This is a genomic window from Streptomyces sp. a15 (assembly GCF_059026085.1).
On sequence record NZ_JBWLKM010000007.1, the window covers coordinates 195,112 to 210,984 of the forward strand.

General features: G+C 73.0%; 12 protein-coding genes. All 12 read right to left on the bottom strand.

What is annotated here, in order from left to right:
* Positions 1-23: 23 nt before the first annotated feature.
* Positions 24-470 (bottom strand): GNAT family N-acetyltransferase, encoded by a 447-nt coding sequence (locus AC5P09_RS11010; protein WP_493873667.1) that lies wholly within the window; start codon positions 468-470, stop codon positions 24-26.
* A 10-nt stretch (positions 471-480) separates the two neighbouring features.
* Positions 481-1,719 (bottom strand): MDR family MFS transporter, encoded by a 1,239-nt coding sequence (locus AC5P09_RS11015; RefSeq protein WP_493873668.1) that lies wholly within the window; start codon positions 1,717-1,719, stop codon positions 481-483.
* Positions 1,716-3,512, bottom strand: a complete 1,797-nt coding sequence (locus AC5P09_RS11020) for an ABC transporter permease subunit (RefSeq protein ID WP_493873669.1) — start codon at positions 3,510-3,512, stop codon at positions 1,716-1,718. The genes AC5P09_RS11015 and AC5P09_RS11020 overlap by 4 nt, the downstream gene beginning before the upstream one ends.
* 3 nt (positions 3,513-3,515) lie before the next feature.
* Positions 3,516-5,006 carry an ABC transporter substrate-binding protein gene (locus AC5P09_RS11025; protein ID WP_493873670.1) on the bottom strand — a complete coding sequence of 497 codons (1,491 nt, stop codon included), beginning with the start codon at positions 5,004-5,006 and terminating at the stop codon, positions 3,516-3,518.
* 4 nt (positions 5,007-5,010) lie between these two features.
* Positions 5,011-5,547: a GNAT family N-acetyltransferase gene (locus AC5P09_RS11030; RefSeq protein WP_493873671.1), complete on the bottom strand. Its 537-nt coding sequence runs from the start codon at positions 5,545-5,547 to the stop codon at positions 5,011-5,013.
* A gap of 98 nt (positions 5,548-5,645) precedes the next feature.
* Positions 5,646-6,485: an alpha/beta fold hydrolase gene (locus AC5P09_RS11035; protein WP_493873672.1), complete on the bottom strand. Its 840-nt coding sequence runs from the start codon at positions 6,483-6,485 to the stop codon at positions 5,646-5,648.
* 214 nt (positions 6,486-6,699) lie between these two features.
* Positions 6,700-8,856, bottom strand: a complete 2,157-nt coding sequence (gene fusA / locus AC5P09_RS11040; RefSeq protein WP_493873673.1) for an elongation factor G — start codon at positions 8,854-8,856, stop codon at positions 6,700-6,702.
* 449 nt (positions 8,857-9,305) lie between these two features.
* Positions 9,306-10,787, bottom strand: a complete 1,482-nt coding sequence (locus AC5P09_RS11045; protein ID WP_493873674.1) for an MFS transporter — start codon at positions 10,785-10,787, stop codon at positions 9,306-9,308.
* Between the two features lie 278 nt (positions 10,788-11,065).
* Positions 11,066-12,199: an XdhC family protein gene (locus AC5P09_RS11050; RefSeq protein ID WP_493873675.1), complete on the bottom strand. Its 1,134-nt coding sequence runs from the start codon at positions 12,197-12,199 to the stop codon at positions 11,066-11,068.
* Positions 12,192-14,309: a xanthine dehydrogenase family protein molybdopterin-binding subunit gene (locus tag AC5P09_RS11055; protein ID WP_493873676.1), complete on the bottom strand. Its 2,118-nt coding sequence runs from the start codon at positions 14,307-14,309 to the stop codon at positions 12,192-12,194. Before AC5P09_RS11055 ends, AC5P09_RS11050 begins: the two co-directional genes overlap by 8 nt.
* Positions 14,306-15,298, bottom strand: coding sequence for an FAD binding domain-containing protein (locus AC5P09_RS11060; protein ID WP_493873677.1), 993 nt, complete (start codon positions 15,296-15,298; stop codon positions 14,306-14,308). Before AC5P09_RS11060 ends, AC5P09_RS11055 begins: the two co-directional genes overlap by 4 nt.
* A complete protein-coding gene (locus AC5P09_RS11065) occupies positions 15,295-15,855 on the bottom strand; it encodes a 2Fe-2S iron-sulfur cluster-binding protein (protein WP_493873678.1) in 561 nt (186 codons plus the stop codon). Before AC5P09_RS11065 ends, AC5P09_RS11060 begins: the two co-directional genes overlap by 4 nt.
* Between the last annotated feature and the right edge of the window lie 18 nt (positions 15,856-15,873).

A 15,873-nucleotide genomic window follows, 5' to 3' on the forward strand; every position in this document is an offset into this window, starting at 1 on the left:
ATACAGAATGCGGTATACGGTCGTCAGTCGCCCAGCGGCATCCGATACACCGTCGACCCTCTGGCCCGAAAACCCAGCCGTTCGTACAGTCGGTTGGCCGCCGCCCGGTCCGGGCGCGAGGTGAGGTCGACGGTCCGCGCACCCGCCTCCCGGGCCAGCCGCAGGGCCTCCCGCGTCAGCAGCCCGGCGATTCCGTGGCCGCGCGCCGCGACGTCGACGACGACATCCTCGATGCGGGCCCGCAAGCCGCTCGGCACCGGAAACATCACCAGCGTGAGGGTGCCGACGATCGCGTCGGCCGAGCGGGCGACCAGCACGGTGTTCGCGTCGCACCGAAGGATGCGGTCGACCGCCGCGAGGTCGAGAGGTGTAGCGGTCGAGGACAGTTGCGGCAGCATCCGGTCGAAGGCGTCGACGAGTGCCTGGTCCGCCTCCCGGACGATCTCCACCCGGATGTCCTGGGTCTCCATGGCGTGGACTCTATCGCCGCGGCAACAGCCCGACCGCCGCAGCCGGTAGCGCCGCCAGCACCAGCCACGGCACCGCGGCCGGCAGTCCGCTGTCGAGCAGCATTCCCGTCATCGCACTGCCGACGAGGACGATCAGGCCGGAGACCGAGGACAACGCTCCCGTGTACAGACCGAGTCGGCCTTCTTCGGCGAGGTCGGGGATCCAGGCCCGGGCGACGGGGGCGACGAGCATCTGGCCGAAGGTGAGCAGGACGACGAAGCCCGCGGCGGGGAGCAGGCCCGCGGTGTCCGTCCAGTTCGCGGGGCGGGCGAGGGCCACCACCGCGAAGCCGGCCGCGATCAGCAACAGGCCGGTCGCCATGGAGCGGCGCAGGGTGAGGCGGCCTCCCACCCAGCGGGTGACGGGGAGTTGGGCGGTCACGACCAGCAGCGACGACAGGGCGAACAGCCAGGCGAGCGGGGCCTGGGAGCCGGCCGCGCGCTGCACCTCGTCGGGGAGGGCGAGGTAGAGCTGGTTGTAGGCGAGCAGGTAGGCGCCGTACGCGCAGCACAGCGCGAGGAAGCGGCGGTTGCGGAGCAACGGCCCCACGCCGCCCCGGACTTGGACGCGTTCCCGGCCCGGGATGCGCTGCGGCAGCAGCCACGCGTGTCCGGCGAGGACCAGGACGAAGATCCCCGCTCCGGCCAGGCACACCGTGCGGAAGTCGACCGACAGGAGCAGTGCGCCGAGGAGCGGGCCGACGAACGCCCCCGCCTGTCCGGCCACGGTGAACAGGGCCAGGACACGGGTACGGGAGCCGCCGCCCGTCGACTCCCACGCCACCGCCTGCCGGGCGACCTCGGACTCCACGGCCGGTGAGAACAGCGCGGCGGCGAACCCGATGAGCAGGACGGCGCCGATGACGGACCAGGTCTCCTCCGCGTAGCCGAGCCAGGCGAATCCCGCGATCCGCAGGACGCAGCCCGCGAGCACCACCGGCCGGATGCCGTACCGGTCGGCCAGCGCCCCGCCCACCACGAACAGCCCCTGCTGGCTGAAGGTCCTGAGGCCCAGCACCAGGCCGACGAGCCAGCCGGCCATGCCCATGGCCTGTCCGAGGTGTTCGGAGAGGAAGGGCAGCACGACGAAGAAGCCGATGTTGAAGGCGAGTTGGGTGAGGATCAGCAGCCGTAGCAGGGGCGAGAGCCGGGTGCGCCCGGATGCCCCGGGTGGCGCCTTGCGTCGCAGGCCGATCGACGGTGAGGTCATCGGGTTCCCACCAACTCCTTTGTGAGTGACGGTTCTTCGGCCGACGGCGGCTCGGGGGTACGCGCCGGCCGGGTCCGCCTCGGCAGCCGCACTCCGCCCGCCGCACTCACCGCGAGCGCCCCGAGCAGGGCGAGTACGGCGGCGGGGGCGAGGACCGCCCAGGGGGCGCGCTCGGCGTAGGGCTGGTTCTCGGCGAGGAGCAGGCCCCACTCCGGGGAGGGCGGCTGGGCGCCGAGCCCGAGGAAGGCGAGGGAGGCGAGCGCGAGGGCGATGCCGGGCAGGCGGAGCAGGGCGTGGCGGGTGACGGACGGCAGGGCGGCGGGCAGGAGTTCGTGGCGCAGCAGGTACCAGCGGCCGGCGCCGAGACCCCGGGTGGCGGTCACGTGGAGGGCGGCGCGTTCCTGGCGCAGCAGCGCGGAGGTGTGCGCGGCCAGGGGCGCCCAGGCGACGGCGCCCACGGCGAGCGCGGGTGTGGCGGGCCCACTGCCGGCGACCGCGGTGACAAGGAGCGCGAGCAGGACGGGCGGGACGGCGTTGACGGTGTCGACGAGCGGCCCCGAGAGCCGGGGCACCAGTCCGAGCAGCACGCCGGTGAACAGCGTGGCGGCGCCGATCGCGAGGGCGAGCACGAGGGTGTCGACGGCGCCGTGGGCGACCCGGGCGAGGACGTCCCGGCCGAGGGCGTCGGTGCCGAACGGGTGGCTCACGGAAGGGGATCGCAGGCGTTCGCCGGTGTCGAGGGCGAGCGGGTCGCGGGGCAGGCCGAGCGCGACGACGACCGTCAGCAGTAGACCGTATGCAAAAGGCAGGATCCTGCGGACAGGCGGCGATCGACGGTGGAGTGAGGACAACGCGCCGTCGCGCAGGGCCGGGCCGACGAGGAGCCGCGTCGTGAGGGCGGCGAGTCCCGCCGCGATCGCCGCCAGCAGGACCAGGGCCAGCGTGCCTGCCTGGAGGACGGGCAGGTCCTGGGCCAGGGCGGCCTGGAGAGTGGTGCGGCCGAGGCCGGGGATGTCGAAGATCTGCTCCACCGCGACGGCCCCGCCGGTCAGGCCGACCACGAACAGGCCGAGGTTGGGGAGCAGTCCGGGCAGGCAGCGGCGTACCGCCTGGCGGGCGATGCTGCGGCCCGGCAGTCCGCGCGCGGCGGCGGCCAGTGCCCAGGGCTCGGCGAAGGCGCCGGGCAGCAGGTCGTCGAGGAGCCGCCCGATGACCGCGCCGGCGGGCAGGCCGAGGGCGAGGGCGGGCAGCACCGTCCACTGGGGCCCGTACCAGCCGAGGGCGGGCAGCCAGCCCAGCTGTACGCCGACGACGGTGGCCAGGACGGACGCGGTGAGGAACTCGGGCAGCGCGGCGAGCACCGCCGAGCCGCTGCCTCCCGCGCGGCGGCCGTCGAGGCGTCGGTGCGCGCCGAGCCGCAGCGTGCGGGCGCAGATCAGGGCGGCGGTGAGGGCGGCGACCGCGAGGGCCACCGCCATGAGCAGCAGGGATGCGCCGAGGGCCTGGAGCACGGCGGGGGTGACCGCCTCTCCGGAGAGCCACGACCGTCCGGTGTCCCCGCGCCACAGCCCGCCGAGCCACTGCCCGAGCAGCCGCGACGGGCCCTCGTCCAGGCCGAGTTGGGCCCGGATGTCCGCGAGTACCTGGGGGGTGGGGTCGCGGTCGGCCGAGCGGGCCTTGAGGACGGTGAGCGCCGGGTCGGTCCGTGTCAGCCAGGGCAGCAGGCCGATGCCGCAGACGAGGGCGGCCGCGAGGGCGGCACGCCACACGAGGGCGGCCACGTGTCGTCGCACGGTTCAGCGCCGGGTTCCGGTACCGACGAGGGTGCGCTCGTACGGGTCGAGGAGCACGCCGCTGACCGAGGCGGCGACGCCGGTGATGATGCGCTGGTGGACCAGCGGGACGACGGCGTCGGCACCGAGGACGGCTGCTTCGGCGGCCATGGCGGCGTCCTGGCGTTGGCCGGTGTCAGCCAGACGCTCGGCCTCGGCGACGGCCCGGTCGACGTTCCGGTCGCAGAGCTGGGCGATGTTGTAGCCGCCGTCGCAGGTGTAGTCGCCGGCGAGCACGGCGACGGGGTCGCCGGTGTCGACCAGGGTGTTGCGGGCGAGGACGAAGGCGTCGAACTTGCCCTCCAGCGCGTCGCTCTCGAGCCGCGAGTACTCACGCACCTCCAGCGTGACCTTGAACCCGGCCTTCTCCAGCTGCTGCTTCAACACCTGGGCGACTTCGGGGAGTTCGGGCCGGTTGTCGTAGGTGGCGAGGGTGATGTCCGTGCCGTCGGGGTCGCCGGCCTTCGCGCGTCCGGCCGGCTGCTGCCGCTTGCCCTCGGCCCAGGTCACGGCGGGTCCGTAGATGCCGGCGCCGGGGTCGGCGTACCCCTCGTAGACGCCCTCCGCGAGAGCCGAGGTATCCACTGCCTCGCGGGCGGCGGCGCGCAGTGCCGCGTCCTTGAAGGGGCCCGACGCGGAGTTGAGGAGCAGGCTCGTGGTGCGGGTGGTGGCCGTCTCCTTGCGGGTGGCCTCGTCCAGGGTTGCGGCCTGGGCGACGGGTACGGCTTCGGCGATGTCGATCTCGCCGGTGCGCAGGGCGCTCGCGCGGGCCGTGCCGTCGGCGATGAAACGGACGTCGAGGCCGGAGGCCTGGGCGCGGCCGCCCCAGTAGTCGTCGTAGCGGTCGAGGGCGGCGGAGGTGGATCCGGTGGCCTTCGTCAGCGCGAAGGGGCCGGTGGCGGTGCCGACGGGGTCGACGCGGTCCTTGTCGTCGTAGGCCTTCGAGGAGAGGACGGCGAGGCTGGGGCCGGCCAGGCGCAGGGGCAGTACGGGGTCGGGGGCAGTAGTGGTGATGCGTACGGCGGTGTCGCCCGCGGCCTTGGCGGTGAGCGTGACGCCCAAGAGGGCGGCGGGGGCGGGCTTGGCCTCGGTGGCGTGGGTGAGGGCGGCGGCGACCGCGGTCGGGGTGACGTCCGAGCCGTCCTGGAAGGTGGCCTCGCGCAGGGTGAACAGCCAGCTGCGGTCGTTCTCGCGGCGCCAGGACTCGGCGAGCGCGGGGGCGGCGGCGCCGTTGGCGTCGAGGGCGGTCAGGCCCTCGGTGACGCCGAGGCGGCTGAGGATGGTGGCGTCGGCGCCGTACGGCGAGAGGTTCTCGGCGGGCGGGAAGGCGAGGGCGACCCGCAGCCGGGAGCCTTCCTTCGCGTCGCCCGACGAGTCGCTGCCGCCGCCGGAGGCGAAGCAGGCGGTCAGGAGCGGGGCGAGGAGCAGGGAACCGAGTAGGTGACGGCGTCGCATGTTCTCACCGCCCCATCGGGATCTCGAAGTGGAGGACCCCGTTGCCGCCGTCGGGGTCCTCGCGCTCGTCGTGCACGACCTTGCCGAGCGACCGCCAGAAGGGCTCGGCTCCCGGTACCGCAGGGTCGGTGTGCAGGTAGACGCTGCGGTAGCCGCCGTCGGCGGCGGCGAAGGCCAGCAGTTCGTCGACCAGGCGCCGGGCAAGACCGCGCCTGCGGTGCTCGGGGCGGACGTACACCCGGCGCAGTTGTGCGGTCTCGCCGGAGGGGTAGCGGTCGGCGAGGTGGCGCGGGTTCGGCGGGTGCGCCGGGCCGCGGGAGTCGAGCGCGGCGGTGGCCACGACGGTTCCGTCGCCCGGGTCGACGGCGACCAGGAGGGTGTGGCGGGCGGGGGCGAGATAGGCGGCGGCCGGGTCGACGATGTCGGCGTGCCAGTGGGGCACATAGCCGGTCCCGAAGTCGCGGTAGACGGTGTCGAGCATCACGGCTCGCGCACCATCGAGGTCGTCGGAGCTCGCCGCCCTGATGCTGTAGTTACGCACTTGCACATCATATGCATTAAGGCGGAGGGGTGATCAACGGGCCCGCGTCTGCTGTCGGGACGGCCGCAGCTGCCGCATCAGTCGCCGGAGTTCCGGGACTACTGCCCCCACTCCAGGAACGCCGTCACGAACCGCCCCGCATCGTCCAGCCACGGAAAGTGCGCGGCGCCGGGCTGGACGACCAGCTCGCCGTTGGGGAACAGACCCGCGTACTCAGCCACCGCGCGCGTCGGCGCCGCCACGTCCACCTCACCGGCCAGCACGAGCACCGGCGCGGCGAACCCGGCGAGGGCCGCGCGGGTGGCGGCCGGGTCGAACGCGCCCGCCGACCCGTACACGGCGGCCGCCTCGTCGTTGCGCTGCTTCGCCTCCGCCTCTCGTACGGCCTTCGCCTCGTCGTCCCAGCGGGCGAACCAGAGGGGGGCGACGGCCTGCCAGTCGTCGGGGCCCGCCCGGCCGGCGGTGATCGCTTCCAGGGCCGTGTACGCCGGCGTGAACCACGGTTCGTCCCGGCGCAGGCGCGCGGTGCTCAGGCGGTCCTCGGCGGTGATCTCGATGCCGACCGCGTAGACACTCGGGGTGATCAGGGCGAGGCGCGCGACGCGGTCGGGGTGCCGGGCCGCGTAGCGGACGGCCAGGTTCGCGCCCGCGGAGTGCGCGAGGAAGTCCGCCCGGTCCAGGCCCAGTTCCTCGCGGAGCGCCTCGACGTCGTCGACCAGGCGGTCGCAGCGGTACGACGCCGGCTCGTCCGGTGTCGCCGAGCCGCCCGTGCCCCTGAGATCCAGGCGGATCAGGGTGCGGTGGGCGGTCAGACCGCCCAGGTCTCCGAGATAGGCCGAGTCCTGCATCGGGCCGCCGGGCAGGCAGACCAGGGGCGGGCCGTCGCCGGACACGTGGTAGGCGAGGCGGGTGCCGTCTGGTGCGGAGAAGGTGGGCATGCGGGCGAGCCTTTCAACGGGTTCCCTTCCCGGCAACTGGATTGCGGCGGGGGCGCCGGGGGCGCGGCGGCGCCGGGGGCCCGGGGGCCGTCAACTGTCGTGTCCTGCCTGTGAGCCCGGCGCGGCCCCACCCGCGGGTGGGGTGGGGCCGCCTTGTCGGCATCGCGTCACCGCGTCACCGGGTCTCGCGTTACCGCCTCACCGCCTCACCGCGTCACCGCGTCGGCGTGGCGACCGGTGCCGGGGCATAGCCGGTGGGCCGGGTGGTGAAGGTGCCGCGGCCCTGGGTCCGGCTGCGCAACCGGGTGGCGTAGCCGAACAGTTCGGCCAGCGGCACGGTCGCGGTGACGACCGCCGACCCCGCGCGCGTGGCCGAGCCGGAGACCCGCCCGCGCCGTGCGGCGAGGTCGCCGAGGACGGTACCGACGGCGTCCTCGGGCACGGTGACCGTGACCTCGACGACCGGTTCCAGCAGGGTCATCGCCGAGGCCCGCAGGGCTTCCCGGAGCGCGAACCGGCCGGCGGTGCGGAAGGCCGTGTCCGAGGAGTCCTTCACATGCGTCGCCCCGTCGGTGAGGGTGACACGCAGCCCGGTCACCGGGTGCCCGCCGATCGGCCCCTCCACAAGGGCGTCCCGGCAGCCGGCCTCGACCGCCCGGACGTACTCCTGCGGCACGCGCCCGCCCACGACAGCGGACCGGAACTCGAAGCCGGTACCAGTACCAGTACCAGTACCGGCCTCCGGATCCAGTGGCTCCACGTCGAGGACGACATGCGCGAACTGCCCTGCTCCGCCGTCCTGTTTGACGTGCCGGTACACCAGGCCGGACACCCCGCGGACGACCGTCTCCCGGTAGGCCACCCTCGGCCGGCCGACGGCGACCTCCAGCCCGCGCTCGCGCCGGACCTTCTCCACCGCGACCTCCAGGTGCAGTTCGCCCATGCCGGACAGCAGCGTCTGACCGGTCTCGGGGTCGGTCCGGACCACCAGCGACGGGTCCTCCTCGACCAGCCGGGCGAGCGCCGTGGCCAGCCGGTCGGTGTCGGTGGACCTGCGCGCCTCGACCGCCACGGAGACCACCGGGTCGGCCACGCTGGGCGGTTCGAGAACGAGCGGGGCGTCCGGCGCGCACAGGGTCGAGCCGGCCCGGGCCGACCTCAGCCCGACCACGGCGACGATGTCCCCGGCCACCGCCCGCTCCAACTGGGCGTGCCGGTCGGCCTGCACTCGCAGGATCCGCCCGATCCGCTCGGTGCGCCGTGTACCCGCGTCCATCACCGTGGCCCCTTTCTCGATCGTTCCCGAATACACCCGCAGATACGTCAGCCGTCCCGTCGGGGTGGCACTCACCTTGAACGCCAGCGCCGCGAAGGGCGCCTGCGGATCGGCGGCCCGCTCCTGCTCCGTTCCGTCGTCACCCGTGCCGCGTACGGCGGGCACGTCGAGCGGCGACGGCAGGTACGCCACGACGGCGTCCAGCAGCGGCTCGATCCCCCGGTTGCGGTAGGCCGAGCCGCAGAGCACGACCACGCCCTCGCCGGTGCGGGTGAGGTCGCGCAGGGCGTCGACGAGCGTGCGCGTGTCGAGCGCCGACTGGATGCCGTCGACCGGCGACTGGATGCCCTCGACCATCGTCTGTATATCGTCTCCCGTAGACCGCGCGTCGCCGGTCGACTGCATACAGAATTCCTCCAGCGCGCCTGGATGCAGCTCCGCCACCGCCTCCTCCAGCAGCCGACGGCGCCTGTACGCCTCCTCCCTCAGTTCCTCGGGCACCGGCCCCTCCTCGACCGTCTCACTGCCGTCGACCCAGGTCAGCGCCCGCATCCGCAGCAGATCGACGACGCCGACGAACCCGTCCTCGCTCCCGATGGGCAACTGCACAACCAGCGGAGCCGGGTGCAGCCGCTCCCGGATCGACTCGACGGCCGTGTCGAGATCGGCTCCGGCCCGGTCCAGCTTGTTGACGAACGCGATCCTCGGCACGCCGTGCCGGTCCGCCTGCCGCCACACCGACTCGCTCTGCGGCTCGACGCCCGCGACGGCGTCGAACACCGCGACCGCTCCGTCGAGCACGCGCAGCGAGCGCTCCACCTCGTCGGCGAAGTCGACATGGCCCGGGGTGTCGATCAGGTTGATCCGGTGACCGTCCCAGGCGCAGCTCACCGCCGCGGCGAAGATCGTGATCCCGCGATCGCGCTCCTGGGAGTCGAAGTCGGTGACGGTGGTGCCGTCGTGGACCTCGCCACGCTTGTGCGTGGTCCCGGTGGCGTACAGGATCCGCTCGGTAACGGTGGTCTTGCCGGCGTCGACGTGGGCGAGGATGCCGAGGTTGCGGACGGCGGTGAGGGTGTTGAGGTTGGTGCGCACGGCCCGTGGCCTTTCGAAAGGGTCGGTGACAGGGCAGCGCGATTCCCGGACGGGGCTGTTGTACGACGCCTCTGACGGAACGTCAGTACCTGGACACACGCGCCCGGAGTTCGGGGCGGGCGTCGTCAGGCGTCGTGGTGGTCAGTCGTTCGTCCGGGACATCCGGTACCAGCCGCGCAGCGGGCACCGGACGGACGAGGACACGAGGATCACGTCGTACTGCGACCGGGGGACGACGACAGCGGTGCACTCACGCATGACCGTCTCCCCTCACTCGTCGTTCCACGTCATGGCACCCGCCGCGAACTGGTGGGCGGTGCCTGGTCCTTGGCGAGTGTAGAGAACCGGCGAGGAGAGGGGCACGTGATTTTCCGCGCCCACCGCGCCCAAGCCCGCCCGAACCTGAGGACCGATGACCGATGACCGATGACCACCGGCGTCCCCCGCGCTCAGACCGGCCCCGGCCCCGCCCCACCTTTGAGTCGCTCCAGGTCGGACGGCCGCACCTGGATGACCAGAACGGCGATCAGCGCGGCGACCGCGGTGAAGATGGCCGCCATGACGAACGCGGCCGACACTCCGGCGGTGAGGATCTCGTCGGAGAAGGGACGCGGGAGCTCCCCGGTGCGCTGGAAGCGCAGGCGTTCGGCCGGGGTGGCCTGCTCGAGGAAGAGCGGGATCTGCTTCTCCGCCTCGTTGGTGTTGGCCGTACCGAACACCGTGACCAGGATGGACAGGCCGAGCGAACCGCCTACCTGCTGCGTGGCGTTGAGGAGTCCGGAGGCCGCGCCGGTCTCGCGGACGGAGACGTTGGAGAGCGCCATCAGGGTGAGCGAGACGAACTCCATGCCCATGCCGAGGCTGAAGACGAGGATCGGGCCGAGGACACTGCCCGCGTAGGTGGAGTGGACGTCGGTCAGGGTCAGCCAGGCCAGGCCCACGGCGGCGAGGATCGCGCCCACCACCATGAAGGGTTTGGGTCCGTAGGTGGGCAGGAACTTCGAGGCCAGTCCGGCGCCGACCGCGATGACCGCGCTGACCGGCAGGAAGGCGAATCCGGTGGCCAGCGGGCTGAATTGCAGCACGTTCTGCACGAAGAGGGTGAGGAAGAAGAACATGCCGAAGATCGCGGCGGCGAGGCACAGCATGACGCCGTACGTGCCTGCCCGGTTGCGGTCGGCGAACATGTGGAGCGGGGTGATCGGTTGCCGGGAACGCTTCTCGACCAGGATGAATACCACGAGGATGACGACGGCCGCGGCGAACGAGGCCAGCGTGAGCGCGTCCCGCCAGCCTTCCTGCGCCGCCCTGATGAACCCGTACACCAGCAGGACCATGCCCACGGTGGAGGTGAGCGCCCCGGTAACGTCGAAGTGGCCGGGATGGCGTTCGGACTCCTTGATCCAGCGGGGTGTGGCGAGGGCGATGAGCAGCCCGATCGGGACGTTGACGAAGAGCACCCACCGCCAGTTCAGCCACTCCACGAGGATCCCGCCCGCGAGCAGCCCGATCGCGCCGCCGCCCGCCGAGACCGCGGCGAAGACCCCGAAGGCCCGGTTGCGCTCGGGGCCTTCGCGGAAGGTCGTACTGACCAGGGAGAGGGCGGTCGGGGAGGCGATGGCGCCGCCGACGCCCTGGAGGGCTCGTGCGGCCAGGAGTTGGGCCTCGTTCTGGGCGAGGCCGCCGAGCAGGGAGGCGAGCACGAAGAGCAGCACGCCGAAGATGAACACGCGCCGTCTGCCGAGGATGTCGCCGGTCCGGCCGCCGAGCAGCAGCAGACCGCCGAAGGTGAGGGTGTAGGCGTTGACCACCCAGGCCAGGCTGGTGGTGGAGAAGTCCAGGGAGCGCTGGATGTCCGGCAGCGCGATGTTCACGATGGTGATGTCCAGGACCACCATGAGCTGACAGGACGCGATGACCAGCAACGCCATCGCGTTTCCGCCACCGCCGGATTCCCCGGTGGTGGTCTGCGCTGAGGGGCTTGGCTGCGGGCTCGTCATGGCATGTCGCACTCTCGGGGTGAACCCCCGCGTCGGGGTGGACCCTCGCGAGGGGGCAGTGAACGCTTGCGTCCACTGCTGTGTTCACCGTTCGACGGTACGCCCGTCTCCGAAGCCCTACCACTCGAACCCGTACATGACCTTCAGGCCCCGCCACGACGCTGCTTAGGCCTGTCAAGTCAAGTGCCGCCACAGCGCCCCCAAGGCTTTCAGGCCGCCGCCACGGCATTCCCTTCTCCCCCGTCATGGTGGATCGGCGTCCCCGATCCGGTGAGCGGAACGCCCGTCCCGCCCCGCCGGTGCGCGACGATCTCCGCCGCGATGGACAGCGCGGTCTCCTCGGGCGTACGGGCGCCGAGGTCGAGTCCGATCGGCGACCGCAGCCGCGCCAACTCCCGTGGAGTCAGGCCCACTTCCCGCAGTCGGCGCTCCCGGTCCGCGTGCGTGCGACGCGAGCCCATCGCCCCGACGAACGCGACCGGCATCCGCAGGGCTTCCTTGAGCAGGGGTACGTCGAACTTGGCGTCGTGGGTGAGGACGCACAGCACCGTGCGCGCGTCGGTCGTGGTGCCCCGCAGATAGCGGTGCGGCCAGTCGACGACGACGTCGTCGGCCTCGGGAAAGCGGGCCCGGGTGGCGAAGACGGGGCGGGCGTCGCACACGGTCACGTGGTAGCCGAGGAACGTGCCGACGCGTACCAGCGCCGCGGCGAAGTCGATCGCGCCGAAGACGATCAGGCGGGGCGGCGGCACGCTCGACTCGACGAGCAGGGTCAGGCCGCCGGGGCAGTGCGAGCCGTCCGCGGACAGTTCGACGGTGCCGGTACGGCCGGCGTCCAGCAGGGCCCGGGCCTCGGCCGCCGCCGTGCGGTCGAGTTCGCCGAGACCGCCTTCGTAGGACCCGTCGGGGCGCACGAACAGTGCCCCGCCCAGGAGCTCGGCCGGTCCTCGGACCACTCGGGCGAGCGCGGCCGGCTCTCCCCGGACGACTGCGGACAGCGCCGAGCGGACGACGGTGCGTGCCGGTCCGTCCGTCCGGACCGGCGTGACCATGACGTCGATGACCCCGCCGCAGGTCAGCCCGACCGCGAAGGCGTCCTCGTCGCTGTACCCGAAGCGTTCGACGACCGTCTCGCCGTCCTGGAGCGCCGTGACGCACAGGTCGTACACCGCTCCCTCCACGCAGCCTCCGGAGACCGAGCCGATCACCGTGCCGGCGCTGTCGACCGCCAGGGCGGCACCGGGGCCGCGCGGGGCGCTGCCGCCGACGGCAACGACCGTGGCGACGGCGAACGCGCGGCCCTCCTCGGCCCAGCGGTGCAGCTCCGCGGCGATGTCAAGCATGCCGGCCTGCCGTCAGGACGCGGTCGGGCCGGATGGGCAGGTGGCGGTGGCGTACGCCGGTCGCGTGCCAGACCGCGTTGGCGATGGCCGCCGCCGCGCCCACGATGCCGATCTCGCCGATACCCTTGATGCCGACCGGGTCGTCCGGATCCGGGTCGTCGATCCAGTCCGCCTCGACGAGCGGGACGTCGGCGTGCGCGGCCACGTGGTAGCCGGCGAGGTCGGCGCCGTAGTGGCCGCCCGTGCCGGCGTCCCGTACCGCCTCCTCGTGCAGGGCCATCGAGATGCCCCATGTCATTCCGCCGACGAACTGGCCCCGTGCGGTGAGCGGGTTGACGATCCGGCCGGCCGCGAAGATGCCGAGCATGCGGCGCACCCGCACCTCGCCGGTGTCGACATCCACGGCGACCTCGGCGAACTGTGCGCCGAAGGAGTGCCGTTCCTTCCGGGCGAGGGCGCCGACGGCCTCGGTGGTGTCGGACCGTACGGTGATCCCCTCGGGCGGGACGGCGGCGCCGAGGGCGAGCCGCTCCCGCAGTTCCTCGGCCGCGACCGTGACCGCCCACGACCAGGAGCGGGTGCCCATCGATCCGCCGGCGATGAACGCGGGCCCGAAGTCGCTGTCGCCGATGCGTACCCGGACCCGCTCCGGCGCCGCCTCCAGCGCGTCGGCGGCGACCAGCGTGAGCGCGGTGCGGGCACCGGTTCCGATGTCGGCCGCGTTGATCCGCACGGTGAAGGTGCCGTCCGCCTCGGCCGTCACGGCCGCCGTGGAGGGTGCGGCGCCGGCGGGGAAGGAGGCCGCCGCGGTGCCGGTGCCGAGCAGCCGGCGTCCGTCGCGGCGCAGACCGGGCCGCGGGTCCCGGTCGGCCCAGCCGAACCTGCGGGCGCCTTCCCGGAAGCAGGCGAGCAGGTTGCGGCCGCTGAACGGCAGCCCGGACACGGGACCCAGCGTGGGCTCGTTGCGGACGCGCAGCTCGATCGGGTCGGTCCCCAGCTTCTCGGCGAGTTCGTCGAGCGCCGACTCCAGCGCGAACGACCCGGGTGCCTCGCCCGGCGCGCGCATCCAGGTCGGCGTCGGCACGTCGAGTCGTACGACCCGGTTGGCGGTGTGGTGGGCGTCGGCGTCGTACATCGTCCGGGCCGGGCCCGCGCCCGGTTCGACGAACTCGTGGACGGTCGAGGTGAGGCTCAGGCAGCGGTGCTCCAGCGCGCGCAGCCGGCCGTCGGCGTCGGCGCCGAGCCTGAGGCGCTGCCGGGTCGGGCTGCGGTAGCCGGCCAGCGAGAACATCTGACGACGTGTCATGACAACCCGGACCGGGCGCTGCAGGACGGTCGCGGCCATCACCGCGGCCACCTGGTGGGCGCGCAGGCCCTTGCTGCCGAAGCCGCCGCCGACGTGTTCGGACCGTACCCGCACCGAGGCCGGGTCGAGCGAGAACAGGTTCGCGAGTTCGCTCGCGACCCACAGGGTGCCCTGGTTGGAGTCGACGACGTCGAGCCGTCCGCCGTCCCAGCGGGCCGCCGCCGCGTGCGGCTCCATCGGGTTGTGGTGCTCCTCCGGGGTGGTGTACTCGGCGTCCACGACGACGGCGGACGCGGCGAGTTCGGCCTCCAGGTCGCCCTTCTCGACCACCGCCGGCAGATGGCTGTCGAGCGGGTAGGCGTCCGGGTGCTCGGCGGTGAAGTCGACGTCGTGCGGCTCCTGTTCGTACTGCACGACCAGCGCTTCGGCGGCCTCTCTGGCCTGTTCGGAGGTGTCGGCGACGACCAGGGCGACCGGCCAGCCCGCGTGCGGTACCCGGTCGTGCTGGAAGAGAGCCGCGGTCGGGTCCGGCGCGGTGCCGAGCAGGCCGGTGTAGTCGGTGTCGACGCGCGGGGCGTTGCCGTGGTGCAGGACGGCGACCACGCCGGGCATGGCCAGGACGGGGGTGTCCTCCACCGAGCTGATGCGGCCGCGGGCGACGGTGGACAACACCAGCCAGCCGTGGGCGAGTTGATCGAAGGGGATCTCGCTCGCGTAGCGGGCCGCCCCGGTGACCTTGTCGCGGCCCTCGACGCGGGTGTGCGCGGTGCCGACGGAGTGCCGGCGCGTGGGGGCGGTGGTCATCGGGCGGCCTCCTCGGCGAGTTCGGTCAGCACGGCCACCACGAGGTTGCGCATGAGGGTCACCTTGTATCCGTTGTGCGGCAGCGGCTTCGCGGCGGCCAGTTCGGCGTCCGCGGCGGCCGCGAAGGTCTCGGCGTCCGCCGGTGCGCCGGTCAGCGCGCGTTCGGCCGTCCGGGCCCGCCACGGCCGGGACGCGACCGCCCCGAACGCCAGGCGCACTTCGCGTACGACACCGTCCTCGATGTCGAGCGCGGCGGCGATCGAGCCGATCGCGAAGGCGTACGAGGCACGCTCGCGCACCTTGCGGTAGCGGGAGTGGGCGGCGACGGGGACGGGCGGCAGGGTGACGCCGGTGATCAGCGCTCCGGGCGGCAGCGCGGTCTCCAGGTGCGGGGTGTCGCCCACCGGCCGGTAGAACTCGGCAAGGGGCAACTCGCCCGGCCCCTGGGCTGTTTCGTACGAGACGACCGCGTCGAAGGCCGTCAGCGCGACGCCCATGTCGGAGGGGTGGACGGCTACGCAGTGCTCGGAGGTGCCCAGGATGGCGTGGTTGTGGTGCTCGCCCTCGACTGCGGGGCAACCGCTGCCGGGGACGCGTTTGTTGCACGGTTTGGTCACGTCGGCGAAGTAACCGCAGCGGGTGCGCTGGAGCAGGTTCCCGCCGACCGTGGCCATGTTGCGCAGCTGCCCGGAGGCGCCGGCCAGGACGGCCTGGGTCAACGCCGGGTAGCGGCACCGGACTTCGGGGTGGGCGGCGAGGTCGCTGTTGGTGATGGTCGCGCCGATGCGCAACCCGCCGTTCTCCGTCGACTCGATGCCGTTCAACGGGAGTTCGCGGACGTCGACGAGCCGGGCGGGCCGCTCGACGCCGGTCTTCATCAGGTCGACGAGGTTGGTGCCGCCGCCGAGGAAGCGTGCCTCGGGATCGGCGTCGAGCAGTGCGAGGGCGCCACAGACGTCGACGGCGCGCCGGTAGTCGAACTCCCTCATACGGCCGCCTCCTCGGCGACCTGCGCCTCGGCCGCCCGGGCGACCGCCTGGACGATCGACACGTAGGCGCCGCAGCGGCACAGGTTGCCGCTCATCCGCTCCCGGATCTCGTCGGCGGTCAACGCTGGCACTCCCGTCTCGGGGCGGAGGTCGTCGGTGACGGCGCTCGGCCAGCCCGCCGCGTGTTCCTCGATCACCGCGACGGCGGAACAGATATGGCCCGGTGTGCAGTAGCCGCACTGGTAGCCGTCGAGGTCGAGGAACGCCTGCTGCACCGGGTGGAGTTGCCCGGCCTCGGCCAGCCCTTCGACGGTGGTGATCTCGCGGTCCTCGGCCGCCACCGCGAGTTGCAGACAGGCCACGGCGCGGCGTCCGTCGAGCAGGACCGTGCAGGCACCGCACTGCCCCTGGTCGCAGCCCTTCTTCGTGCCGGTCAGGTCCAGGCGCTCACGCAGGGCGTCGAGGAGGGTGGTGCGGTGGTCGACGGACAGCGTGTGCTTGTCGCCGTTGATCTTCAAGGTGACGGCGCTGGACGTGGACGAGGGGGGTGGGGCCATGATCAGCCTTCTTTCGCG

What these genes read in the sequence shown, in the direction of transcription:
- AC5P09_RS11060 (WP_493873677.1), bottom strand. Translation starts at nt 15,298, where the DNA reads ATGAGGGAGTTCGACTACCGGCGCGCCGTCGACGTCTGTGGCGCCCTC.
- AC5P09_RS11035 (WP_493873672.1), bottom strand. Translation starts at nt 6,485, where the DNA reads ATGCCCACCTTCTCCGCACCAGACGGCACCCGCCTCGCCTACCACGTG.
- AC5P09_RS11050 (WP_493873675.1), bottom strand. Translation starts at nt 12,199, where the DNA reads ATGCTTGACATCGCCGCGGAGCTGCACCGCTGGGCCGAGGAGGGCCGC.
- AC5P09_RS11025 (WP_493873670.1), bottom strand. Translation starts at nt 5,006, where the DNA reads ATGCGACGCCGTCACCTACTCGGTTCCCTGCTCCTCGCCCCGCTCCTG.
- AC5P09_RS11010 (WP_493873667.1), bottom strand. Translation starts at nt 470, where the DNA reads ATGGAGACCCAGGACATCCGGGTGGAGATCGTCCGGGAGGCGGACCAG.
- AC5P09_RS11065 (WP_493873678.1), bottom strand. Translation starts at nt 15,855, where the DNA reads ATGGCCCCACCCCCCTCGTCCACGTCCAGCGCCGTCACCTTGAAGATC.
- AC5P09_RS11045 (WP_493873674.1), bottom strand. Translation starts at nt 10,787, where the DNA reads ATGGCGTTGCTGGTCATCGCGTCCTGTCAGCTCATGGTGGTCCTGGAC.
- AC5P09_RS11015 (WP_493873668.1), bottom strand. Translation starts at nt 1,719, where the DNA reads ATGACCTCACCGTCGATCGGCCTGCGACGCAAGGCGCCACCCGGGGCA.
- AC5P09_RS11055 (WP_493873676.1), bottom strand. Translation starts at nt 14,309, where the DNA reads ATGACCACCGCCCCCACGCGCCGGCACTCCGTCGGCACCGCGCACACC.